Below are 25,106 nucleotides of genomic sequence, written 5' to 3'. Positions count from 1 at the left end.
TATAAGCTAGGTTATTAAAACGGAGGCGAGTTTACTCGCCTCTTATTAATGCTTCAAGGAAAAAAGCAAACGTTTCCGTCAGGTTTGTACTTATCGCGTTGCGATTAACCTAAACGGTAGTTTGGTGCTTCCTTCGTAATTTGAACGTCGTGTACATGAGACTCTTTCATGCCAGCGCCTGAAATACGTACGAATTCAGCTTTAGTACGCATATCTTCAACCGTTGCACTACCTGTAAGACCCATGCTTGAACGTAGACCACCCATCTGTTGGTGAACGATCTCTTTTAGGCGGCCTTTGTATGCGATACGACCTTCGATACCTTCTGGTACTAGCTTGTCTGCTGCGTTATCTGACTGGAAGTAACGATCAGAAGAGCCTTGAGACATAGCGCCTAGTGAACCCATACCACGGTATGCTTTGTATGAACGACCGTTGTATAGAATCACTTCACCCGGAGCTTCTTCAGTACCAGCAAACATTGAACCAACCATCACACAAGATGCGCCAGCAACGATTGCTTTACAGATATCACCTGAGAAACGAATACCGCCGTCAGCGATAACTGGAATGCCGTACTCGCCAGCAACTTCTGCTGCGTCTGCAATAGCAGTAACTTGAGGTACACCAACACCAGTAACGATACGAGTTGTACAGATAGAGCCAGGGCCGATACCCACTTTTACTGCGCTTACGCCAGCTTCAATCAGAGCCTTCGCGCCTGCACCTGTTGCTACGTTACCGCCAATGATGTCTAGATCTGGGTATGCCGCGCGAGTTTCGCGAATACGGTTTAGAACACCTTCAGAGTGACCATGTGAAGAGTCGATAAGTAGTACGTCTACGCCAGCTTCGACTAGAGCTTTTACTCGCTCTTCGTTACCCGCGCCTGCACCAACAGCTGCACCCACACGTAGGCGACCTTGCTCGTCTTTACATGCGTTTGGTTTACGCTCTGCTTTATGGAAGTCTTTTGCGGTGATCATACCGGTTAATTGGAACTCATCGTTCACAACCAGTACTTTCTCTACGCGCGCTTCGTGCATTTTCTCTTGAACTTCTTCACGAGTTGCACCTTCTTTAACAGCCGCTAGACGCTCTTTAGGCGTCATGACAACTTCTACTTTCTTAGAAAGGTCCGTTACGAAACGAACGTCACGACCAGTGATGATACCAACCAATTCGTTGTTATCCGTCACTACAGGGAAACCTGCAAAACCATGCTTTTCAGTAAGAGCAACCACATCAGCAATTGATGCATCTGGACTAACTGTCACAGGGTGAGAAACCACACCTGCTTCGTAAATCTTAACCTGATGAACCATTTCTGCTTGCTGCTCAATCGACATGTTCTTGTGGATAAAGCCAATGCCACCCTCTTGCGCTAGTGCAATTGCTAGGCGCGCTTCAGTAACGGTGTCCATAGACGCCGAAATCATTGGGATGTTTAGGGTGATGTTCTTAGTTAGCTGAGTGCGAAGATCAGCTGTGTTTGGGAGAACAGTGGAGTGTGCTGGCACAAGTAGTACGTCATCGAATGTCAGCGCTTCTTTGGCAATTCTTAGCATTTGCAATATCTCACAATTAGAGGAGTAAAAAGAACAATCCAATCTCATCGTTTCGCATAATGAGGGCAGTAAGCGGAGATGCTTGGCTGCATTTGGATTAGATATTGCGGACGGATTATACGGCTAACGCAATCGCTTGACCACAAATTTTTTAATTTTTTTCTTGCATTTACCCCCTTGCTATGTATTATATTGCCGCTAATTTCCATACCCACGTCCACGGGATTAGCTGTGTCTTCTCTGACCAATCAAAACATCTTCACCGTTTCTCGTCTTAATGCTGAAGTCCGTCTGTTACTAGAAAATGAAATGGGCATTGTTTGGTTAGTGGGAGAAATCTCTAATTTCTCTGCGCCTGTTTCTGGGCACTGGTACCTCACTCTTAAAGACTCTCGCGCTCAAGTTAAATGTGCCATGTTCCGTGGTAACAGTCGTCGCGTTACTTTCAAACCGCAAAACGGCAATCAAGTCCTAGTCAAAGCACGCTTATCTCTTTATGAGCCTCGCGGCGACTATCAATTGATCATTGAAAGTATGCAGCCTGAGGGTGATGGCAGACTTCAACAGCAGTTTGAAGAACTGAAGATGAAACTGGCGGGGGAAGGTTTATTTGCCCAAACCAGTAAACAGCCGTTACCAGAGCACCCTAAACGCGTCGGAGTTGTCACGTCGAAAACGGGCGCTGCACTATTTGATATCCTCGATGTGCTTAAGCGTCGTGATCCTTCCCTTCCTGTGGTTGTTTATCCAACCATGGTTCAGGGAGAAGAAGCCGCTATCCAAATCGCACAAGCCATTGGCTGTGCAAATAGCCGCAATGAGTGTGACGTTCTAATTGTTGGACGTGGCGGTGGCTCACTGGAAGACTTGTGGTGTTTTAACAATGAAATACTGGCGCGCACCATTGCCGCGAGCCAAATTCCGATCATCAGTGCAGTCGGTCATGAAGTCGATGTGACGATTGCCGACTTTGTTGCGGACATGCGTGCCCCGACTCCATCAGCCGCAGCGGAACTGGTTAGTCGAGATAACAGCCACAAAGAACAAGCGCTCACCACTCGCCAGCACAAACTGGTTAGCTCAATGCGTTACTACTTGGCTGAGCAAAAAAGAACGACCACTTCTTTACTTCACCGTATCGAGCGCCACCATCCTAATTATCAATTGCAGCGTCAAAGCCAGCAACTAGACGAGCTTGAAGCTAGACTGCACCGTGCGATGGGGCAATTTATCTCTCAGCGCAATCAGAAGATTGAACGTCAGCAGCACAAAATTCAGCTCAATTCTCCAATCAAACGACTGGCCGAGCAAAAAGCGTCATTACAAAGATTGGAGCAAAAGTTATTGGATGCGATGGATAGAAAACTGCTCAATACTCGCCACCAACTTGCAATGGCAGCGGAAAAGCTTGAAACCGTAAGCCCACTCGCCACACTTAAACGCGGTTATTCGATCACTCAGACCGAACAAGGTAAAGTGGTGACTGAAACCGGGCAAATAAAAACAGGTGACACTTTGGTCACCCGTCTTTCTGATGGCGAAGTCCGTTCAACAGTGAACTAGAGAACTGGAGAACTGGAGAACTGGAGAACTGGAGAACTGGAGAACTGGAGAACTGGAGAGCTAGTTTGGTTGAAACTCGAATCGAACGCGAGATTTAGATTTCAGTTCATTGCAGTTATTGCAAAAGTAGTTCGCCGCACCACATGCTTGGAGCTTTTCTAACTCGGCTTCGCAATCAGGACAGAACCCCACCTTGATATAGTTTTCATCGCAAGCAGAACAGTGGTATTTACCTGTCCACTCGAGTTCGTCTTCGCACACAGGGCAATTATTCTCGTTCATAAACGACACTCAATAATCTTTCATCACTTACGCTAACTTTAATGTTCTGCGGTGAGTTTGCCTTGATCTTTATCATGCCTGCGCTGGTGTTTAACCTTATACATCTGCTGATCAGCAAGCTTTATTAAGCTTTGTAGTGACGTCACTCGGCTTACTTCGCATACGGCCTTACCCACACTCACTTTGATCGTTAAGCCTTCTATTGGGGAGACATTCTTCAGCTGTTGATTAAACATTTCTTCGAGCTCTGTGAACACTTCTCTACTATTCGAGAAGGAAAACACAACAAACTCGTCTCCTCCATAGCGACCTTTTAGACTACAACCTTTAAAGGTTTGGTTAAGCAGCGCTCCAACGGTAGACAGTACTTTGTCACCGACTTCATGACCAAAACGATCATTAATCAACTTAAACTGGTCTATGTCGGCGAAGAAGCAAGAGACATACTGAAGATCGGTATTTAAACAATCAGCGACTTGGTCTAGCAATGCAGAGCGATTTAAGCACTTGGTTAGCGAATCATACCGCGCATGATAATAAAGCTGCTCTTCAAGCTGATATTTTTCCCAGGCAACAGCATACAATGAGGCTAACATCTCAAGTACTTCGAGCTCATGAGCCGCGGGAGCAGATGGCGTTGAGCTATAGATTGCAAATGTCCCCATTGCAGTATCTTCGCTTGATAAGATAGGCACCGACCAGCACGCTCTCAAATTGGCTTGAGTAGTCAGTGAAAGGAATGGTGTCCAATTTGGATGGTGATTAATATCCTCGACGACCACTGTCTGCTTTAGATATGCCGCAGCACCACAAGAGCCCACATTAGCCCCAATCTCAACACCCTCAATTGCGTCGTTATACAACTTTGGCAAATTAGGCGCATATTCCAAATGTAATTTCGCGGTGTTCGGCTCTAAACGAAGAATAGATGCTCTACGCTCGCCAAACCAGCTTTCAGAGAGATCAACAACTCTACGATTGAGCTCTTCTTTTCCCATTCCCAAGGCTAGTTTTGCGAGCAGCTTATTTACTTCTCTGTGAGCAGTGAGAAGTTCAAGATGACTCATAAGGCGACTACTTTATTTGTTTTAGTTATTCACCTCGAACACTAGCATAAAATTTGAGCTTTTTAGCCGATCGCAAGCTCATTAATAGCCATAAGCAATTAATCTTTACCACAAACAACGTTAAGATGATAAAAGATCCAAGTCTGATCGTCGGCAAAATCCAAAGTGATCAGCGATCTGCCCCAAAAAGAACATTTATATAACCACATACCGAAAGCATAAGTTACATGTGCTGTATTTGGATTTTAAAAAGCATAAAACTTCATACCCATCAGATTTATTGCAATTATTAGAATTTAATAAAAAGATCAGATTCCATTAAGCCGGTTTTACATGGGTGTGCATTTCAATATTTTGCTCATCAACATGACGTAAACTCACCTCAATAGCGAGATATTCTGTCAATGAACTGGCATGGGTGCCACCGCACGGAATGACTGCCATGGTGGATTCTTTCAAGTCACATTGCCAATATCGAGAATCGGTTAAAGCCTCACCATCGCGCTCAACTTTGATGTCAGATTTGAGCTCAAGCCAGTTGATCAATTGTTCGTTAACTTGCTGCTCGATATGACTTAAATCTGACAGCATATCAGCGCTATTTAAACCTCGTTTACGCAGCGTTTTGCCTAAACGATAGGTATCTAAGCACTTATCTGGGGTGACAAAACTGGTCACTTGCGCGTAGCTGTTAAAATCATAGTTTCCGTGAGGGTCTTTGCGATCGGCATCTTTACGCCAATAGCCTTGTTCGGTAAGCACTTTGTTTAACGCAAGGTAGGATAAGTGACCCGCACTATGACCTCGACTGAGTGACAGTTGGTACTCTTTATCAACAGATAGGCTCACGCTCTGTCCTAGAGTTAAATCAGAACAATCTACTGATAAACAATGCACGGTGACAAACACCCACCCCGCTTCATCACGTTTAACCGGAATCGCCTGTCCAACATAAAGTTCACCGCTTTCAGTATCGACAGCACCGACTTGGCAATCTTGCACAATGTAGCCATTCAGTGTGCCTTTATCTGCTGGATGATCAGGCCAAATATGGCTTACAGGGTGAAAAGGCGTGGTATCGGTTACTACATAGAAGTGCTCGTCGGTTAACTTGGTCAGTTGAATATTGGCTTCTAGCTGCCAAGTTTGATGACAGAATTGTGTAATGGTGGGTGTAATGTGCATCTTTCTATTCTTTCCATATCATACTAACCAGAATAAACATCTGGTCATTCTTGCTAGTGAACATCGCGGATCACCTATTTATCCCGACTGGTATAAAAAAAGCGCCGAGATTATCAGGCGCTTTTGTCGAAATTAGTCGTTTCTACCGTTAGGAAGCAGAGTTACTTCTTACGATTTTTCATCATGCTCATTAGGCGTTTACGTTTACGCTCTTGAGACATAGTCATTTTGTTCGATTTGCCCTCAAATGGGTTATCGCTGCTTTGGAACTGGATACGAATTGGTGTACCCATGATTTCCAATGACTTACGGTAGTAGTTCATCAGATAACGTTTGTACGAATCTGGTAGTTCATTTACTTGGTTACCGTGAATCACAACGATCGGTGGGTTGTATCCACCAGCGTGCGCGTATTTGAGTTTAACACGACGACCGCGCACTAGTGGCGGTTGGTGATCGTCAGTAGCCATTTTCATGATACGCGTCAGCACAGAAGTCCCTACGCGAGTTGTCGCTGATTTGTATGCCTCTTGAACAGACTCAAATAAGTGACCAACACCTGTACCGTGAAGTGCAGAGATAAAGTGGATTCGAGCAAAGTCGACGAAACCTAAACGACGATCAAGTTCTTTCTTAACGTGCTCTTTCACGTCCATATCCAGACCATCCCACTTGTTCACTGCAAGCACAATTGAGCGACCCGCGTTAAGTGCAAAACCAAGAAGGCTTAGATCTTGATCTGAGATATTTTCACGAGCGTCGATAACCAGTAGAACAACGTTAGCGTCTTCAACTGCCTTCAACGTCTTAACTACAGAGAACTTCTCAACGGTTTCGTTGATACGCTTACGACGACGTACACCCGCAGTATCGATAAGAACATATTCACGACCATCACGTTCCATAGGAATGTAGATAGAGTCACGAGTCGTACCTGGCATATCGTAAACTACCACGCGCTCTTCACCGAGAATACGGTTAGTTAGGGTTGATTTACCTACGTTAGGACGACCGATAATTGCCAATTTAATCGGCTGATCTTGTAGACGCTTGAACTCTTCTTCCGCTTCTTCTTCGGTGTAGTCGAGTTTCTCTTCGTCTTCGTCAACGAATTCAGTTAAGTCTTCGATTTCACCTTGCGCTTCTTCTGCCATTTTTTCAGCAAATGGATTCAGAGCTCGGTCGATCAATGCGCCAACACCTCGGCCGTGAGCAGCAGCGATCTGATACATGTTTTCAACACCTAGCTGCCAAAAGTCAGCCGATGCGGCGTCAGCATCGATACCATCAACCTTGTTCACTACAAGCATTGACGGCTTTTCAATTTTGCGTAGGTGATTAGAAATCGCAATATCAGATGGCGTCAGACCTGCGCGGCCATCAACCATAAACAGCACAACATCAGCTTCGTCAATCGCTGCCAATGACTGCTCAGCCATTTTGGTTTCAACACCTTCTTCCGTGCCATCGATACCGCCGGTATCAATCACGATAAATTCATGCTCACCAAGCTTCGCTTGGCCATATTTACGGTCACGAGTTAAGCCAGGGAAATCCGCAACCAATGCGTCGCGAGTACGAGTCAATCGGTTAAATAACGTTGATTTACCAACGTTTGGACGCCCTACCAGAGCAACAACAGGTACCATAACAACCTCTACAATATTCTTTTCTTTATGTAGTTATAGGTAACAACTCAGCAGAGTCCACACTTTGAGCGCTTTACCTATAACCACATCTAACTATGGGTTCTAAAACAAACAAACGGCTCCCAACTGTTACCAGCTAGGAGCCGAATGTGAATTATATCACACGATTACTCGTTGATCGTCAGTTTCTTTACATCGCCATTGCGAGTCATCAACACGTAACCACCGGGCACTGCAATCGGTGCCACAGCAAAACCTGTGGTATTTACTTGCTGCATTGAAACAAATTCGCCGCTGCTGCGATCGATCCAGTACAAATAGCCTTCGCTATCGCCAACCACAACGTACTCGTCAATCATGACAGGAGCAGTGAGTAGTCGGTGTTCTAGTTGGTCATTAGTCCACAGCTCAGTACCACTACGAGCATCTACAGCGACAAGATGATCTTTTTCTGTCACTAAGTACAGACGACTGCCGTCGCTCGCCAGATCAGTTGCTGAAGAATAGCTGCGTTTCCAAGCCGGTTTGCCCGAGCGCAGATCAATTGCTGTTAGCTGCCCGTTGTAACCTACGATGTATAGTGAGCTACCCAAAATCAGCGGTGCAGCATCGACATCAACTAGGCGATCAATCTCAGTTGCGCCCTGTGGCATACCAATTGGTTGTTGCCAAATGAGCTGTCCACGTTCAACAATCGCGGCTGCGAGTCGGCCGTTTGCCGTACCCCAGAAAACACCACCAGAAGCGGTTACTGGAGTACTATTACCACGCAAAGTTAGGTTTGGAACTTCAGTACTGATGGTCCACTTGGTTTCGCCCGTTTCTTGGTCTAGCGCCACTAACATACCGCTATTGGTATGAACGATAACGTAGTTACTGTCTGTTGCTGGTGCCGTTAGCACTTCGCCGTCAACGTCGACTTGCCAGTTCACTTCACCTGTTTCTTCATTGAAGGCGATCACTTGACCGTTTTCACTACCAATAAAGATTTGACTGTAACCTGCGGTAATGCCACCTGCTAGACGAGCAGAGACATCCGCTTCAATCTCGGTTTCCCATAAGGTTTTACCACTTTCAGGATCCAAGGCTTTGACGACACCATCACGACTTGCGACAAACACTTTGCCATAAGCGTATTCTGGAGTGAGCTTAGAGTAGTATTGACCAACACCATTACCAACAGAAGTACTCCATTGACTTGATGGAGTGAACTCACTGTCAACTTGCGGTACCGGTGACATAATGATGGTATCTTCTTCGCCAGCACAGCCCGCGAGAACACCAACGAACATCGCCGTTGTGAGTGCTTTTTTCAGCATATTCTTCATGCGACGCCCTTACTTGGCTAGATCATCCAGTTTCATCTGTAGCGTCTGGCTCGCATCACCTGACTGCTGTGCTTCGGTGTATGCTGCGTAAGCCGCTTGTGCATCACCTTTACGCAATAGGATGTCACCTTTTAGCTCAGCCACTCGACCAGCCCAGCTTTCATCTGTAATGTTAGCTAGCTGAGCAACAGCTGCATCAAATTCGCCCTGTTCTGCTTTAACGCGAGCTAAACGGTAATCAAGTACCGCTGAAACTGCTGTATCTTTGGTTGCTGATTTTGCCCACTCTAGTTGAGCCAAAGCTTCATCAAGGTTACCCGCTTCTACTTGAACTTTTGCCAGTTGTAGCGCAGCTAATACTGAGTATTCAGTTTCTTTGTTGGCATCGATGAAAGCTTGAATATCGCCTTCTGCAGACGCGCCTTTTTCAGCAAGCGCTTGAACCGCTTTCGTGTAGCTTTCTGACGCTGCTTCTTGAGCCGACGTCACTGAATCTTGGTAGTAACGCCAGCCAAACAGACCGCCTAGACCAACAACAGCACCTAAAATGACTGCTTTGCCGTTCTCTTTCCACCAATCTTTGATCGCTTCTACTTGTTGTTCTTCAGTATCGTAGAGTTCCACTTCCTGTCCTCTTACATCAAAATGGCAGCCGAGACTGCCACTCAAAATTCATTAATATTAAACGAGCTCTGCTAGCTTAGCGATGACATCTGCTTGGCTCAGTGTATCTTGAGTACCGCCAATCAGATCTTTTAGTACCACTGTGTTGTCAGCGACTTCGTTTTCACCAAGTACTAGAGCTACAGCTGCGCCTACTTTGTCTGCGCGCTTGAACTGCTTCTTGAAGTTACCACCACCGAAGTGGCTCATAACACGTAGTCCAGGGACTTGTTCACGTAGTGACTCTGCTAGCTTCATACCCGCTAACATAGTACCTTCGCCTGCCGTTACCATGTAAACATCAACGCTACGACGAACTTCTGTTAGCTCTAGAGTTTCTAGCATAAGAACCAGACGCTCAAGACCCATAGCAAAGCCCACTGCTGGTGTTGCTTTGCCGCCTAGCTGTTCGACTAGACCATCATAACGGCCACCACCACACACGGTGCCTTGAGCACCTAAGCTTTCAGTAATCCACTCAAATACAGTGCGGTTGTAGTAATCCAGACCACGAACTAAACGCTCGTTAACTGTGTATTCGATACCTGCCGCGTCAAGAAGTTCACAAAGACCTGCAAAATGTTGCTTTGATTCTTCACCTAGGTAATCAGATAGGCGTGGTGCATCACCTAGAATCGCTTGCACGTCTGGGTTCTTAGTATCCAGAACGCGTAGCGGGTTAGTGTGCATACGACGTTTACAATCATCATCTAGAATATCAATGTGCTGCTCTAGGAAGGCAATCAGTGCAGTACGGTAGTTCGCACGGTCTTCCAGTGAACCAATTGAGTTAAGCTCTAGTCGAACGTGCTTATCAATACCAAGCTCACGCCATAGACGAGCCGTCATCATGATAAGTTCTGCATCAACATCTGGGCCGTCTAGACCAAATACCTCAACACCACATTGGTGGAATTGACGGTAACGACCTTTTTGCGGACGCTCGTGACGGAACATTGGACCCATGTACCATAGGCGCTGCTCATCACGGTTGATCAGGCTGTTTTCAATACAAGAACGTACACAGCCAGCCGTGCCTTCTGGACGAAGGGTTAAGCTGTCGCCGTTACGGTCTTCAAATGTGTACATCTCTTTTTCAACCACGTCGGTCACTTCACCGATAGCGCGACTGAATAGATGAGTCATCTCAACGATTGGCATGCGCACTTCGTTGTAACCGTAGGCGCTGATTACGTTCTTCACTGTGTTCTCAAGTTTCTGCCACAGTGGTGATTGAGTTGGAAGGCAGTCGTTCATGCCTCGAATTGCTTGGATTTTCTTTGCCACAGTTATTTACCGTAAAAAATAGTTACCGTAATTTGGGTTACGTTGAGATTAATCTTGTACTTTAACGTCGATGCGATTTGCTTCGTCTAATGTTGAAGCTTTTGCACGAATTTTAGCTTCTAGCTGATCAACAAGGTCATTGTTGTCGAAACGCTCTTTCTGACGTTTACCGTCTTCGTAGAATGCGCTCTTCTTGTTACTTCCTGCTAAGCCTAAATGAGAAACTTCTGCTTCACCCGGACCATTGACCACACAGCCGATAATGGACACATCCATCGGCGTAATCACATCTTCTAGACGCTGCTCTAGTGCGTTCACGGTACCAATCACATCAAATTCTTGGCGCGAACAGCTTGGACAAGCAATAAAGTTAATACCGCGAGAGCGAATACGCAGAGATTTTAGGATATCGAAACCAACTTTGATCTCTTCTACTGGGTCAGCCGCAAGAGAGATACGCAGCGTATCGCCAATCCCTTCTGCCAACAGCATCCCAAGGCCAACTGAAGATTTCACTGCGCCAGCTCGTGCGCCGCCGGCTTCAGTAATACCTAAGTGAAGCGGCTGATCGATCTTCTTCGCAAGTAAGCGATAAGAATCGACCGCAAGGAAAACATCTGATGCTTTCACACTCACTTTAAACTGGTCGAAGTTAAGACGATCAAGAATATCGACATGACGCATCGCAGACTCTACCAACGCCTCTGGAGTTGGTTCGCCGTACTTCATCTGAATGTCTTTTTCTAGCGAGCCACCATTCACACCGATACGAATCGGAATGTTTTTGTCGCGCGCACAGTCAACCACAGAGCGGATACGGTCTTCGTTACCGATATTGCCCGGGTTGATACGTAAACAGTCTACGCCGTACTCCGCCACTTTTAGCGCGATACGATAGTCAAAATGAATATCCGCCACGAGTGGGATATTCACTTGCTGCTTAATTTGCTTGAACGCTTCCGCAGCATCCATAGTTGGAACCGATACGCGAACGATATCAGCACCGACATTTTCCAGTGATTTAATTTGAGCAACAGTCGCTTCAACGTCTGTTGTTCTAGTGTTAGTCATCGACTGCACAGCAATCGGTGCACCGTCACCAATAGGTACGTCGCCCACATAGATACGAGTCGATGGGCGACGTTTGATAGGAGATTCGTATTGCATAGTAATTTTTTAAGGTAAGTTGAATCTTGCTACTTTGCCTGAAGTATACCCAGAAAGGTCGACAGGTTCACTCGCTAATGTCATTGAAACGTTTTCTGGTGCACCTAAAATGACACTATAAGGTAAATTGCCGCTTAAATTGAGGCTCTGACCCGCTTTCTTCACACCAGTAGAAAGGGTTTTACCCGAGGCATCTTTGACTTGAATCCAGCAATCATCAGTGAATGACATCACCAGTAAGTTAGCCGCGGCAGCTTGTTCTGTTGGCGCGGTTTCTTCTACAGGCTCTGGCTGAACAACTTCTTTCGTTTCGCTTACAGGCGCAGCTTGAGCGGGTTGAGTCTCTTCGACTATCTCTGTAGCAACAGGTTCAGTCGAGACTTCCTCTTCAGTAGCAGGCGCTGGCGTTGAGTCGAGTGCTTCAATCGCATCTTCACCAACTGTAGGCTCCAGCTCTGCTTCAGTTAAGGTTGTAAAATCAAGCGGTTGATTCTCTATTTCCTGCTCTAGCTGTATTTCTTGATCCGTTTGGTCGGTCAGTGACTCCATGCTTTTTTCTTGGTTTTGCCACCACCAAACAGATGAAATGCCTAACACAATAATCACAATACCCAAGGTTAGGGTCATTATGCGGCTATCATGGGCTTCGCGCTTAGTTTTGTGCGAGAAGCTTTTCATTTCTTGCTCTTCTGGTTGAGTATCTTCACAACCATCTAATGCACATAAGACTTCTGACTCCGCAATCCCTACCGCTCGCGCATATGAACGTAAATAGCCACGAGTAAAAGTGGCTACCTGGTCAGAAGTAAAATTATTGCTTTCGATATTTTCGATGATAGATACGCGTAGGCGTAAACGGTCGGCAATTTGTTTTTGACTGAGGCCAAGCGATTCGCGTTTGTTTTTTAATAGAGTGCCCGCTTGCACTTTTTCGACGATCTCGTCGCTCGCTTGAAGTTGTTGTTCAGATGTCATGATACTAAAAATTCTCTTCTCGTTTCAGTTTCGCCATATCGCCGCTTAATTATTTATTTTTCGTTGCGTGCTACTAACCAAACTCTGAATTATGTAAGGAATAATCCTTAATTTATGTCAATCAACGCTCCACTCAATAGACAGAGGTAAGTACCCCGAAAGCGTTAACCATTAATTCTAATAGATATCATAGATGAAACAACACTAACAAAGCGCATAATTTACAAGCAGCTCAAGGTTTTTCGTTATTTTGACAGAGAGATCGCTACCAGAAGTAACAAAAAAGCCAGAGCTAGGCTCTGGCTTTCGCAAAATTAGCGCGCTTTATGAAACTGCTTTAACTTCAATTGTTTCACCTTTGGCCGCTTTAATGGTCGCTGTACGCTTAGTTCGGTCGATGACGTCACCAACTAGCTGACCACATGCTGCATCAATATCATCACCACGAGTTTTACGTACCGTTACCGTGTGCTCGTACTGCATCAAGGTTTTTTGGAAACGATCGATACGCGAGTTACTTGGTTTCTTGTATGGCGACCCCGGGTACGGGTTAAACGGAATCAAGTTGATCTTACAAGGCGTGTCTTTTAACAGCTCAGCAAGCTCTCGTGCGTGGTCCATATCATCATTAACATGGTCAAGCAGAACATACTCTACTGTTACCTTACCGCGATTAGCGTTAGAAGACTGAATATAACGACGTACAGACGCTAAGAAATCTTCAATATCCCAACGATCGTTGATTGGCATGATTTCACTACGTAGCTTATCGTTAGGCGCATGCAGTGAGATAGCCAGTGCAACGTCAATCTTACCTGTCATCTGGTCGAGGCCAGAGACCACACCAGATGTTGATACCGTCACGCGGCGCTTAGACAAACCAAAGGCTAAATCATCAAGCATTAGCTCAAGCGCAGGAATCAGGTTCTTCATGTTGAGTAGTGGTTCGCCCATCCCCATCATTACTACGTTGGTGATTGGACGACGACCTGTCTCTTTTTCTAAACCGATCTCACGCGCAGCGCGCCATACCTGACCAATAATTTCAGAGACTTTCAGGTTGCGGTTGAAACCTTGTTGAGCAGTCGAACAGAACTTACACTCTAGCGCACAGCCAACTTGCGAAGAAACACACAAGGTAGCACGGTCATCTTCTGGGATGTATACCGTTTCTACGTCTTGATCGCCCACCTTCATCGCCCACTTAATCGTACCATCTGACGAGTGCTGAGCTTCCGCTACGGTTGGCGCTTTAATTTCGCAACGACGTTGCAGCTTTTCACGTAACTTCTTATTAATGTTGGTCATATTATCGAAGTTATCGACACCGAAATGGTAGATCCACTTCATCACCTGATCTGCACGGAATGCTTTTTCACCAAGCTCATCGGCAAAAAACTTACGCAAACCTTGGCGATCAAAGTCGAGTAGATTGATTTTTTCAGTGGTCATGTGGCCTCTCAAGCGACGGAACATTAATTAAGGGCGCGAATTGTACAGCCTTTACGCAGCGACAACAAGACCTGTAAAGCCCTGTATTTACTAAGGCGTTAATATAGTGGTGTTTATTTTTTGTACAGAGGGAATTAGTCTTCAGAGATTTGCTTAATCTGCTCAACAATCGCTTTCAAGCCATTACCTCTAGAAGGGCTTAAGTGGGCAATCAAGCCCAGCTTGTCAAAATAGGCATCAATATCAAAAGATTGAATTTGTTGCGAAGATTTACCATCAAATGCCGCCATCACCAAAGCAATCAGACCACGCACAATACGTGCGTCGGAATCTGCACAGAAATGCCAGATTCCATCGGAATTTTCACTCACTAGCCATACCGTGCTTTCACAACCTGAGACCGTCACTTGCTCAGACTTAAGCTCTTCAGGCATCTTTGGCAGTTTCTTGCCCCATTGGATAACCTGACGATAGCGATCTTCCCAGCCTTTGAAACCTTGCATGGTTTGGGCTATCTCTTCGGCCGTAATTTCAGTGCCAAATGGTGATTGAGGAAACGGTGACATTTTTCTCGAACCTTATTTATTGTATTTCTGGATAAGCTTTTCAACGATGCGTGATACCGCAACAAAACCAAAGCTCGCCGTCACAACCGTAGCCGCGCCAAAACCGCTGGCACAGTCCATGCGCTTTGGTCCTTCCGCGGTTGATTTTACCCCACATACACTGCCATCCGGCTGAGGGTATTTTAGTTGCTCAGTGGAAAATACACATTCAATACCAAACTTACGCGCTGGATTAGTTGGGAAGTTATGATGACGACGCAGCGTATCTTTGATTTTCTTCGCCAATGGGTCTTGAATCGTCTTTGTCAGGTCTGCGACTTTAATTTGAGTTGGGTCAACCTGGCCACCAGCACCGCCCGTCGTAATAACTTTGATTTTATTGCTGCGACAGTACGCCAATAACGACGCTTTTGCTTTGACGCTATCAATCGCATCCAGCACATAGTCGTATTCTTTACTCAGGTACTCATGTTGGTTGTCTGGTGTAATAAAATCATCAATCAGATTCACTTTACACTCCGGGTTAATCAGCTTAACCCTTTCTGCCATCACTTCGATTTTGCTTTGACCCACGGTTCCGTTCATTGCGTGAATCTGACGGTTAATGTTAGTCACACATACATCATCCATATCGATCAGGGTTAGCTCACCGATACCTGTTCTTGCCAGTGCTTCAACAGCCCATGAACCCACACCACCAATACCGATTACGCAGACATGCGCAGCGCGCAAAATCTCAACTTCACTATTACCGTAAAGACGGCGTGTGCCACCAAAACGTTGGTTGTAATTATCAGAAGCTGGAGTGTCGAGTTCACGCATATGGGTATTCCGCTGGGTACAAAAACAAAGAGTGCGATTTATACGCACTCTTTATTAAAAAGTCTAGATGAAGCTATTGTAGCTTTTCTGGAGGCAATGCCCAAGGCGCTTGTGTCGCACTCCCTTCAAGCCCCAGTTTCCACACTCGGCCGAAATGTTTGTAGTGACCAGCTTCGGTACCCGCTCGCGGCCCCATCCCATGATAAAGGTCGAGATGGTTCTGTTTTACTGCACCGCCAGTATCTAGCACGATCAATAGACGCAGCTGATGCGCACCACTCCATGAACCATCCGGATTTAGCAATGGTACTTCAGCAAGGATTGGTGTACCCATCGGGAATATGGAACGATCGCCAGCGACAGAGGCCATAGGTAGAAGTGGAATACCTGCCGAGCCAGTCACTGGTGCGTCAGCGCGAGGCTGGAAGAAAACGAAAGAAGGATTCTGTTCAAGAAGCTCACGAACGGTTGCTTCATCATTTTCCATGACCCACTCTTTGATCGCCTTCATCGACATTTTTGCTCTTGGCACTAAGTCTCTTTCTATTAACACCTTACCGATGCTGACATACGCCTTGTTGTTTTTGCCTCCGTAGGCGAAGTACTCCAAAGTATCGTCATCTTCGAAATGGACAAAACCACTACCCTGAACTTCCATCAAAAACGGATCGATCCTATTTGATGCGTAACCTAGCTCCAGACCTTGACCTTCTAGCGCACCATCATAGATTTGAGCTCGGGTCGGGCAATCGCTATCACACTCAGGTTTGGCATAAACTGGGTATTTAAATTTCTCATTGGGCTCATGGCGAAGCTCCATCACCGGAGAAAAGTATCCGGTAAATAAAACATTACCTTGCTTGTCACCACCACCTAATTGAGCAGCTTGAATGCCAAAGCTGGCGAGATCGGTAGGTTCACCGCTTTGCAATACCCATTCATTTAACTTGTCATATAAGGGCTGATAGATCTTTGCCATAGAAGGCGAGTTATCAACGACTTGTTCAGCCTGACGATGAAACTCGGTAAAATCGCGTGGCTTAGTCGATTCGACAACTGCAGATTTATTCAAAATTGAATTGAATTCATCATCGACATATTGCTGAGCGCGGTCGGTAGGTTGAGCACAGCCGAACAGTACACTGGCGGCTGCAAGAGGAAGATATTTTTTAAACACTGGTTTTATCCCTAACAAGCTATGTCATGAGCATGACAAACTTGTTAGGAATTCGCAATCGAGTCGTCGTTAATGAATGTTATTTTTAACTTTTTCTGACAATCGATACACAGGTTGGTAGTTGGGTTCTGAGACTAACTGCAGCTCGGTAAATTCCTCATTGAGCGCTTTAAACTTACGTACCTTATCACCAAGGCGATACTCCAGATGGGAGCCGTCCCAACTGTACTGAGTATCGACAATCCCACCGTTAATAGAAATACCTGCAGAGCTGACCACAAATTCTTCCGCCGCATAAGACGCAACGTTTTGCTCAACCCAAGTGCCATAAACATTCGATTTAGGATACGTTTTAGCTAAGTAGAACTGATACAAGCTGCTTGTCATCATAACAGCCGCTACCGCAGCAATAATTGCACCTAACACTATTGCTCGCTCAAGAAACTTCTTCTTACCGCTTACACCACTCACTTTCTTTGTCACCAATGTACTACTGATAATTTCACCATTAATTGTTAACCAAAAATGTGTTTACCGCGAATTACAAAACCATTTTGACCTGCTCAATGGCTCTGAGTCTCAAAGTCGAAATCCGCTCCTTACACTAAGAACACAAAGAAGCACTTACATCACATTGAAAAAAACCTTGCTGAACACCGAATAAAATTGCAATATATTTGTATATAAATTCAATCCACGGAAGATATTGTGAAGATTCGAAGTACTGCCCTAGTCAAAGGGTTTAGGCAATCTGCTCCTTACGTCAACGCTCACCGAGATAAGACCATGGTCATTATGCTGGGTGGCGAAGCCGTGGCTGACGGCAATTTTTCGAATATTATCAGTGATCTGGCTCTACTGCATAGCTTAGGTGTCAAAATTGTTCTCGTTCATGGAGCGCGACCACAAATTAATCACCTTCTTGAGCAAAATCAGTACGATAGCCCATATCACAAAGGAATCCGCGTTACTGATGAAAGATCACTCAATTATGTCATGCAAGCAGCGGGACAATTGCAACTGACCATCACTGCTCAGCTGTCGATGAGCTTAAGCAATACCCCTATGGCTGGAACTCAACTGAACGTTGTTAGCGGTAACTTCATTACCTCTCAACCTCTCGGAGTCGACGATGGTATCGACTATTGTCACAGCGGCCGGATTCGACGCATCGATGTGGAAGGGATCAATCGCATGTTGGATCAAGGTTCGATTGTTCTCCTTGGCCCAATAGCGAGTTCTGTTACCGGAGAGTCGTTTAACCTGCTTTCAGAAGAGGTAGCAACTCAGGTCGCCATTAAGCTCAATGCGGACAAGTTAATCGGCTTTTGTTCAGAACAGGGCATCATCGACGAAAATGGCGACGTCGTTGCTGAACTGTTCCCAAAAGATGCGGAAAGAATTTTATCCAGACTTGAAACAGACCGAATCGAAGGCGTTGATAATTCCTCAGGCACACTAAGGTTCTTACGCGCAGCGACCGCGGCTTGCCGCGCTGGAGTTCCTCGCAGCCACCTAGTGAGCTATAAAGTTGATGGTGCTCTAATTCAAGAACTGTTTTCACTCGATGGTATCGGAACCCAAGTGGTGAAAGCCAGTGCTGAGCAAGTTCGCGTTGCCGACATTGATGATATTGGTGGCATCTTGGATCTGATTCAGCCACTGGAAGAACAAGGCGTGCTAGTTAGGCGTTCACGTGAACAGTTGGAGCAAGAGCTGCATCAATTCACCATCATAGAAAAAGATGGACTGATCATTGGCTGCGCTGCTCTCTACCCATACCCAGATGAAAAGATGGCAGAGATGGCCTGTGTTGCGATTCATCCTGAGTATCGTGACGGCAACAGAGGCTTACTGCTGCTTAACCACATGCGCTTACAATCTAAGGCTCAGGGGATTGAGCACATCTTTGTTTTAACCACCCACAGTCTTCACTGGTTTAGAGAGCAAGGTTTCCATGAGATGGGGGTCGATTTCTTACCTTCTCAGAAGCTAAACTTATACAATTATCAACGCAAATCGAAGATCTTAGCACTTCTTCTCTAAGCGATTGTAATTCTTACACTTGCGACCAAATTGCTTATTTTTCTTACACTATAAGCTTTATTTCATATTTCCAATTGGTTAATATTTCAGCTCCTCACCTCTAGTGAGGAGCTAGATAGGATTCACTTCTCTACTTAACTTTTTACACAGTTGAGTCGCAAGGATTGCTTGAGGTTACTGACTACGTCACTAAGAGCAAACTATCGATGAAGAAAATTATCTGTAACTCAGTACAGAGTTTTTGGGACATGGCCGACAATGAACTACTAGAAGATCTAGACGTTCATTGTGTCTTCCCAGTGACAGAAGGCTTAAAGGCGTTCATTCTGAACTATCAGAAAAAGTACCGCATTCGCAGTATCTCTTTCTCTAAAGCACTTTAATCGTTTAATACGGTAGCCACGGATGGTTATCCCCTTCGCTGCAACCTATGTATCAATCCGCTCGCTCGCTCAGTACGAACCTTAATTCCGCGCTTCATCACTCGCTCATCGATGTATAAACTCAAACGTTTCTTCGCTCGCGTTATCCCTGTGTAGATCAACTCGCGTGTCAGAATCGGAGTAAAGTCTGGTGGCAAAATCATTAGCGTATGCTCAAACTCGCTCCCTTGAGATTTATGAATCGTCATCGCATAAGCGGTTTCGTGTTCTGGTACACGGCTTGGTAGCACTGACTTGACGCTGCCATCTGGCAGTTCGAAGAAAACTTTCAATCTTGGCTCGCTTTCCGAGTCGTCCAGCATACAAATACCGATATCACCGTTATACAAACCTAATGCGTGATCATTTCTCGCCACCATCACAGGTCTACCGTGATACCAAAGCTCGTCTTGGGTCTGAATCAACTTTTTAGCCGCTAGTGCACGTTCAATACGTTGATTGAGCCCAGTAACACCAAAGTCGCCCTCGCGAATAGCACACAACAAACGACAACGCGCAAACTGATCCAATACCGATTTGGCCCGCTTCGCCATGGTTTCGACTTCGCCTGTTGCTGAATCGAGTTGCTGCACATCAATTCGCTTAAGGTAATGGCTATACTCGGCAACCAAAGTCTGCACCATTTGATTGTAGTGTTGGCTATCAATCGGAAACTTAGCGATATCAGAGAAATCTTTCTGCCAAACCCAGTCAACTTTTTGTGCCGAACCAGCATTAATGGCTTGCGCTAATTGACCGATTCCAGAACGAGCATCAAATCGATAGCTCTTCTTCAGCATACATAAGCTATCAGCAATAGAGGGCTGCGTATTCGTAGTGTGGGCCAGTGTTTCAAAACCGGTTAAGCGAGCAATTTGAGCCGCTTGACCATGGCTGAAACCTAGTTGGCTGAATGAACAAATGTCCCCCAGAACCGCCCCCGCCTCTACTGATGCCAACTGATCTTTATCACCCAGTAGAATCAATCTGGCATGCTTAGGTAACGCATCAACCAATTTGTACATCATAGGCAGATCGACCATTGAGGCTTCATCTACCACCAGCATATCTAGGTGGAGTGGATTATCTCTGTTGTGTCGAAATTCCGAGCTGTTAGGCAATGCGCCGAGCAAGCGATGTAATGTACTGGCATCAGTTGGAATGGCCTGTTTTAGCTCAGGTGCTACAGGTAACTCTGCCACGGCTTTACCAATCGACTCGGTTAATCTTGCTGCCGCTTTGCCCGTCGGTGCGACCAACTTAATCGTTGGCTGATCAGCTTGAGCGTTTTGTTGCGATGAGCTTTGAGCTTGCTCAATCAGAGCGGCAAGCAGTTTGGTTACCGTGGTCGTTTTACCTGTGCCCGGACCACCAGAGATCACGGCAAACCTTTTACTCAGTGCAACCGCAGCTGCAACTTTCTGCCAATTCACACAGGCAGATAAAGGAACTAACTCGTCCAGCACCGAAAGTTGCTCAATGTTTTTAGCGGCTAGGAGTTTTTGGTCTATGGTAGGCCAATCCAGTTTATCCTCTGCCACCACATCTAGATGGTCACAAACCATACGCTGACGCATCACAGGGGTAGAGTCACCTTCTTGCTGAGATTTATTAATTGCTTCAAATAGATAGCGATAGTTTCGAGCAAATAGATGATCAAGAAGATTGGAAAGTTTTTGGACTTCATTAGGCTTTAGGATCATAGGTGACCCAAAGCTATTCAAACGCTCAGCCAAGGTCACTTCATAGTGCCAATAGCGGTGTAAATAGAGTCGCTCACCATCAAATATCAGCGGTAGCGCTTCACTCTCTTCAGCTGAGTTTTTGGCCACCAAACAAGAGTTGTTGAGCAAGGACACCCAGTCAATCGCCACCAATGTTTGATTTAACTCTAACGCCGCTTCGCCAAACAAACCCAGCTTAGCAGCGAGATCGACAGGCTGCCCTTCTGCATCAAACAGCGGTAGACAAATATGGCCTTTGCCAAGTTCGTGGCTGACGACTCCTGCAATAAAAGCGAGCTGATCATCCTGCGATTGGCTATCGATAAAGCGGGCAAACTGATAATCAAGTTGTCTGATGCTGGATTTGTTTGCCAATTGTTTAAGCACGGAAATAAGAGTTGTCATGATTACAGTAGCTCCATCTGGCCAGCTTGATTCGTTTTCGCATCGACACTTTTCCCATCGATGAGTCTGTCCATATCGTTAAGAAACTCTAGGCTAGGTTTGGCAGAGAAAATACCATGCTCACTTTCTCCATCCATCCCTCTAAGGAATAGATAGTAGACACCGCCAAAGTGCTGATCGTAGTCATAATCTGCGATTCGACTGCGTAAGAAGCGATGTAGCGCTAAGGCATAGATTTGATATTGCAGATCATAACGATGATCTGCCATGGCAGATTTTAGCGCCTCTCCGTGATAGAAACCGACTTCGTCACCAAGGTGGTTCGATTTCCAGTCAAGGACATAGTATTTACCTTGATGCTCAAACACCAAGTCTATAAAGCCCTTCAACATACCTTGAACAGTATAGAAACCTAGGTCACCAGCCTTTGCAGATAAAGGATCATGACGTTGGATAACGCGATTTAATGCGGGCGCCGCCAATACCTCAATCGGTAGCAAGAACTCCATCTCAACTAATCGTTGGCTTGGCCCTTTCTGGTTAAGCAGCAAAGACTTTCCGTCTAGTGGCGTGGCTAACACGGTATCAATCAACTGCTGTAAAATCGGTAGCCAGCTTGGGTCTAGCTGCTCACTGTCGAGAAGATGAGTGATTATCTCAGTATTCGCTTCGCTAGTACTTGGCTCGGTAAATTCGACTTCTTCGAATAACGTATGCAGGAAAGTACCGGGTCTAGCGCCGCGCGGGAAAGTGAAGATGGATTGCTCTGGCTCAACTAACTCATCTTCATCGTGCTCATCGGAAGAATCAATATCAAGATGCATTAAGTCGGTAAAGGCATCTGAGCTATGATGAGAGCCCTGTTTTACCAATCCAGAATAACTGGTAATTCGCCAATCTCGGTCAATAACACTTTTCAGTTCACTTGCGGTTAAATCTTGCTGCTGCGAAGTATGGGCAACAAAGACCTCTCCTTGCTGCTCAGGTAAGTCGCTTAATCGCACACTTTCAAGCCCATCCACATGCTGTTGAATAGCGTTAGTGAGATCATTGATCCCCCCTTCTTTACCATCTTGTAGCAAATACCCCATCGCACTGTGATGAACACCGGTTGGCTCTTTAGTAGAGCGACCGTTTCTCAGTGGCGCAGCCCCAACAAAACAGCCATAAACGGCACGGGTAAGCGCTACGTAGATTAGGCGTAAATCTTCAGCAAGGCGCTCTTTATCAGCTTGTGCTAAAGATGCATCTTGCCCAGTGATATCTAAAATGGTTTTGTCTTGTTGCTCATCATAGTATTTTGCTTCGCTGGCCTCGCGATAGCTGAGAACAAAAGGCAAGAACACCAGATCATATTCCAGACCTTTCGATTTGTGGATTGTTACGATTTGCACCAAATTACGCTCTGATTCCAAGCGTTGGATTTGGTCTTCGCTGCCACCTAAACCATTTTGTGCATCACTGATTGCTTGAGCCAACCAACGCAGTAAACCATGGTCACTATCGAGCTCCTGACTTGCTTGCTGTAGTAGCTCACCGATGTGCATCAAATCAGTCAGTGCACGCTCCCCACCTTCTTCCTCTAATAAACGCTCGGCAATATGTCGCTTGCTCATCACACTGCGCAACATAGGGAGCACACCTCGCTGAGTCCAGAGCTTACGATACTCTTTAAACTCATTGATGGCGTTTTCCCACTCATTCTCATCGTTGTTGAGCTTATCTAAACTACCCGCATCGAGAGCAAACATTTCAGAAGCCAAGCTTGCTCGTAAGGCGCGATCATTTTCCGGCGTCAGTACCGCTTGCAATAAACGCTGAATATCTTGGGCGACAGGCGAGGTAAACACACTGTCTCGGTTTGATAGATAAACACTCGCAATACCTTGCTTGGCGAGTGCCTCTTTCACCATACGACCTTCATTACCGGTTCGAACCAATACTGCAATATCACCCGCCTGAATCGAATGCTCTCCTTTGCCATCGTTAAAGAACGCTTGCTCATTTTGCGCAGCCGTGAGAATCGCTTGGATTTGATCCGCGGTAGCCTTAGCCATTGCCTCTAGGTACTCACCTTTGGGTAATGGCTTCTCGTCGGCATCTTGCAGCCAATAAGTGAGCGCGGGTTGCTTTTGACCACCGATAGTCCAAACGCGTTTATCCGCGTTGGGGCTAGCGTCGACAGGCAAGAACGGAATATCTTTATCGTAAATAAACGGGCTCGAAGGCAATTCAAAAATCTGGTTTACCGCACTGACCATATCCGCGCTAGAACGCCAGTTAGTACCTAGAGTGAAGTGCGACGAAACCTGATTACGCGCTTTGATGTAAGTAAAAATATCTGCGCCACGGAAGCCGTAGATTGCCTGTTTAGGATCACCGATCATAAACAAACCACATTCAGGATTGTTCAAATAGATACGGCTAAAAATGCTGTATTGAAGAGGATCGGTATCTTGGAACTCATCAATTATAGCGACCGGATAAAGAGTTCGAATCCGCTCTGCCAGTAGCTCAGATTCATCACCATCAATAGCGGCAGAGAGATTGGTCAGCAAGTCATCAAAAGAAAGCCACTGTTTCTGCTGTTTGGCTTTTGCCAACATTTCGCGACAATGTTCAATCGCATGGGCAAGAATAGGCGCTTTGAGACTGATTGGCGCAGCAAGGAAAGCATCGATCGCTTCAAAAACAAGGTGCTGCGGCGCGGTGCCTTTCGGCGTTTTCTCAACCAAGGTATTCTGGGCAAACTTCTCCAGTTTGTCTGGATAGTCATAGCCCGTCGTTTCTGTTGCCGCCCACACATTGACCGCTTCGAGCCAAGTCGGTAACGACTTTTTGGTGTAACTGCGTTTGTTGACGTCCGAGTCACTAATCAGGGCAAAAAAGTCATCCTGATGCTCTCGCCATAGCGATTTCAATTCATCGATACGCTTTAGATTTTGTTGGTGTAAGTCCGCTAAACTTCCACTCATCGCAGCAACAGATAAGCTCAGTGGCGCACCAGTCAGATAGTTAGTCACATCGCGCAGTAAATCCGAGGGGGCATTCCAGATTCGGCGCACTTCTCCGGCTAAATTCAGCGGCAAAGGATAGAAATTACGTCGCCAGTAATCGGCAACAATCTGAGCTTTGAGATGACTCTCATCGGTCACAAATTCGTTGTTAAAGCGACTGCCTGATTCAAATGCATTTTGGGTTAGCATACGTTGGCAAAAGCCGTGGATGGTATAAACCGCGGCTTCATCCATTTGCCTTTCCGCTTGCAAAAGGATCTCCGCGGCTTGTTTGTGGTCACTGAACTCATCAAGTAAAGGCTCAATCACAGGGTCGCTACTTTTACCTCGGGCAAAGGCAAGACGAGCATCATGAATACGAGCGCGGATTCGGTCTCTAAGTTCTGCAGTTGCCGCTTCAGTAAATGTCACCACTAAAACCTGGTCGACAGTCAACTGCACCTGATGTTTGGTCTCGGATGTACCGTGACCGAGAAGTAACCTTAGGTATAAGCCAGCGATAGTAAAGGTTTTCCCCGTACCCGCCGATGCCTCAATTAATCGTGCACCGTGCAAGGGAAAAGTCATGGCATTAAGCGGAGTAACCATTGACGTTGCTGTCATAAAATATTTGCCCTTTGTATGAAAACCCGAGATCCAAATGTGATCCAGACTTAAAAACGATTGTTATTAATATAAATCCCTAAAAACTTGGGACTTTATGAGATCTTTCTCACGGCAGGCTCGTTAGCTAACCGCTAC

Annotated in this window: 20 protein-coding genes; 3 read left to right on the top strand and 17 right to left on the bottom strand. The window is 45.9% G+C overall.

Going from position 1 to position 25,106, the window contains the following annotated elements:
- Window positions 1–104 precede the first annotated feature (104 nt).
- A complete protein-coding gene (gene guaB / locus LYZ37_RS03485; protein ID WP_004746284.1) occupies window positions 105–1,568 on the bottom strand; it encodes an IMP dehydrogenase in 1,464 nt (487 codons plus the stop codon).
- A gap of 231 nt (window positions 1,569–1,799) precedes the next feature.
- Here guaB and xseA point away from each other — a divergent pair, with 231 nt between their 5' ends.
- Window positions 1,800–3,131, top strand: coding sequence for an exodeoxyribonuclease VII large subunit (gene xseA, locus LYZ37_RS03480; RefSeq protein ID WP_272786483.1), 1,332 nt, complete (start codon window positions 1,800–1,802; stop codon window positions 3,129–3,131).
- 60 nt (window positions 3,132–3,191) lie between these two features.
- Here xseA and LYZ37_RS03475 read toward each other — a convergent pair whose 3' ends face one another.
- The 14 genes from LYZ37_RS03475 to LYZ37_RS03410 form a co-directional block, all read right to left on the bottom strand.
- On the bottom strand, window positions 3,192–3,413 hold the full coding sequence (locus LYZ37_RS03475; protein WP_171322252.1) for a zinc ribbon domain-containing protein: 222 nt from the start codon (window positions 3,411–3,413) through the stop codon (window positions 3,192–3,194).
- A 38-nt stretch (window positions 3,414–3,451) separates the two neighbouring features.
- A complete protein-coding gene (locus LYZ37_RS03470) occupies window positions 3,452–4,480 on the bottom strand; it encodes a sensor domain-containing diguanylate cyclase (RefSeq protein WP_272786481.1) in 1,029 nt (342 codons plus the stop codon).
- Between the two features lie 318 nt (window positions 4,481–4,798).
- Complete coding sequence (locus LYZ37_RS03465; protein WP_272786480.1) at window positions 4,799–5,665, bottom strand: alanyl-tRNA editing protein; 867 nt, start codon at window positions 5,663–5,665, stop codon at window positions 4,799–4,801.
- Window positions 5,666–5,826: 161 nt separating this feature from the next.
- Entirely contained in the window at window positions 5,827–7,314 is a 1,488-nt protein-coding gene (gene der, locus LYZ37_RS03460; protein WP_272786479.1) for a ribosome biogenesis GTPase Der, read from the bottom strand.
- 167 nt (window positions 7,315–7,481) lie between these two features.
- Window positions 7,482–8,642: an outer membrane protein assembly factor BamB gene (bamB, locus tag LYZ37_RS03455; protein WP_272786478.1), complete on the bottom strand. Its 1,161-nt coding sequence runs from the start codon at window positions 8,640–8,642 to the stop codon at window positions 7,482–7,484.
- 9 nt (window positions 8,643–8,651) lie between these two features.
- Window positions 8,652–9,266: a YfgM family protein gene (locus tag LYZ37_RS03450; RefSeq protein WP_239826388.1), complete on the bottom strand. Its 615-nt coding sequence runs from the start codon at window positions 9,264–9,266 to the stop codon at window positions 8,652–8,654.
- 57 nt (window positions 9,267–9,323) lie between these two features.
- Window positions 9,324–10,592 (bottom strand): histidine--tRNA ligase, encoded by a 1,269-nt coding sequence (gene hisS / locus LYZ37_RS03445; protein WP_004746276.1) that lies wholly within the window; start codon window positions 10,590–10,592, stop codon window positions 9,324–9,326.
- A 48-nt stretch (window positions 10,593–10,640) separates the two neighbouring features.
- Complete coding sequence (ispG, locus tag LYZ37_RS03440) at window positions 10,641–11,759, bottom strand: flavodoxin-dependent (E)-4-hydroxy-3-methylbut-2-enyl-diphosphate synthase (RefSeq protein ID WP_004746274.1); 1,119 nt, start codon at window positions 11,757–11,759, stop codon at window positions 10,641–10,643.
- A gap of 9 nt (window positions 11,760–11,768) precedes the next feature.
- Entirely contained in the window at window positions 11,769–12,734 is a 966-nt protein-coding gene (gene rodZ, locus LYZ37_RS03435) for a cytoskeleton protein RodZ (RefSeq protein WP_272786477.1), read from the bottom strand.
- A 324-nt stretch (window positions 12,735–13,058) separates the two neighbouring features.
- Window positions 13,059–14,186 (bottom strand): bifunctional tRNA (adenosine(37)-C2)-methyltransferase TrmG/ribosomal RNA large subunit methyltransferase RlmN, encoded by a 1,128-nt coding sequence (locus LYZ37_RS03430; RefSeq protein ID WP_272786476.1) that lies wholly within the window; start codon window positions 14,184–14,186, stop codon window positions 13,059–13,061.
- 134 nt (window positions 14,187–14,320) lie between these two features.
- On the bottom strand, window positions 14,321–14,752 hold the full coding sequence (csdE, locus tag LYZ37_RS03425) for a cysteine desulfurase sulfur acceptor subunit CsdE (RefSeq protein WP_272786475.1): 432 nt from the start codon (window positions 14,750–14,752) through the stop codon (window positions 14,321–14,323).
- Between the two features lie 12 nt (window positions 14,753–14,764).
- Complete coding sequence (tcdA, locus tag LYZ37_RS03420) at window positions 14,765–15,574, bottom strand: tRNA cyclic N6-threonylcarbamoyladenosine(37) synthase TcdA (RefSeq protein ID WP_272786474.1); 810 nt, start codon at window positions 15,572–15,574, stop codon at window positions 14,765–14,767.
- Between the two features lie 73 nt (window positions 15,575–15,647).
- On the bottom strand, window positions 15,648–16,751 hold the full coding sequence (gene mltA / locus LYZ37_RS03415; RefSeq protein ID WP_272786472.1) for a murein transglycosylase A: 1,104 nt from the start codon (window positions 16,749–16,751) through the stop codon (window positions 15,648–15,650).
- Window positions 16,752–16,820: 69 nt separating this feature from the next.
- Entirely contained in the window at window positions 16,821–17,234 is a 414-nt protein-coding gene (locus LYZ37_RS03410; RefSeq protein ID WP_272786470.1) for a DUF2850 domain-containing protein, read from the bottom strand.
- Between the two features lie 225 nt (window positions 17,235–17,459).
- Here LYZ37_RS03410 and argA point away from each other — a divergent pair, with 225 nt between their 5' ends.
- Both argA and LYZ37_RS03400 read left to right on the top strand, forming a co-directional pair.
- Window positions 17,460–18,797 (top strand): amino-acid N-acetyltransferase, encoded by a 1,338-nt coding sequence (gene argA, locus LYZ37_RS03405; protein ID WP_272786468.1) that lies wholly within the window; start codon window positions 17,460–17,462, stop codon window positions 18,795–18,797.
- Window positions 18,798–19,003: 206 nt separating this feature from the next.
- Window positions 19,004–19,180, top strand: coding sequence for a hypothetical protein (locus tag LYZ37_RS03400; protein ID WP_004746266.1), 177 nt, complete (start codon window positions 19,004–19,006; stop codon window positions 19,178–19,180).
- 26 nt (window positions 19,181–19,206) lie between these two features.
- Here the strand turns inward: LYZ37_RS03400 and recD are convergent, their stop codons facing one another.
- Complete coding sequence (gene recD / locus LYZ37_RS03395; protein WP_272786467.1) at window positions 19,207–21,348, bottom strand: exodeoxyribonuclease V subunit alpha; 2,142 nt, start codon at window positions 21,346–21,348, stop codon at window positions 19,207–19,209.
- Window positions 21,349–21,350: 2 nt separating this feature from the next.
- Window positions 21,351–24,968: an exodeoxyribonuclease V subunit beta gene (gene recB, locus LYZ37_RS03390; RefSeq protein ID WP_272786466.1), complete on the bottom strand. Its 3,618-nt coding sequence runs from the start codon at window positions 24,966–24,968 to the stop codon at window positions 21,351–21,353.
- Between the last annotated feature and the right edge of the window lie 138 nt (window positions 24,969–25,106).

The sequence above is a fragment of the Vibrio tubiashii genome (assembly GCF_028551255.1).
Classification (GTDB): Bacteria; Pseudomonadota; Gammaproteobacteria; order Enterobacterales; family Vibrionaceae; genus Vibrio; species Vibrio tubiashii_B.
Note: the sequence above shows the minus strand (reverse complement) of the source record. Positions and strands in the feature narration are given on the sequence as shown.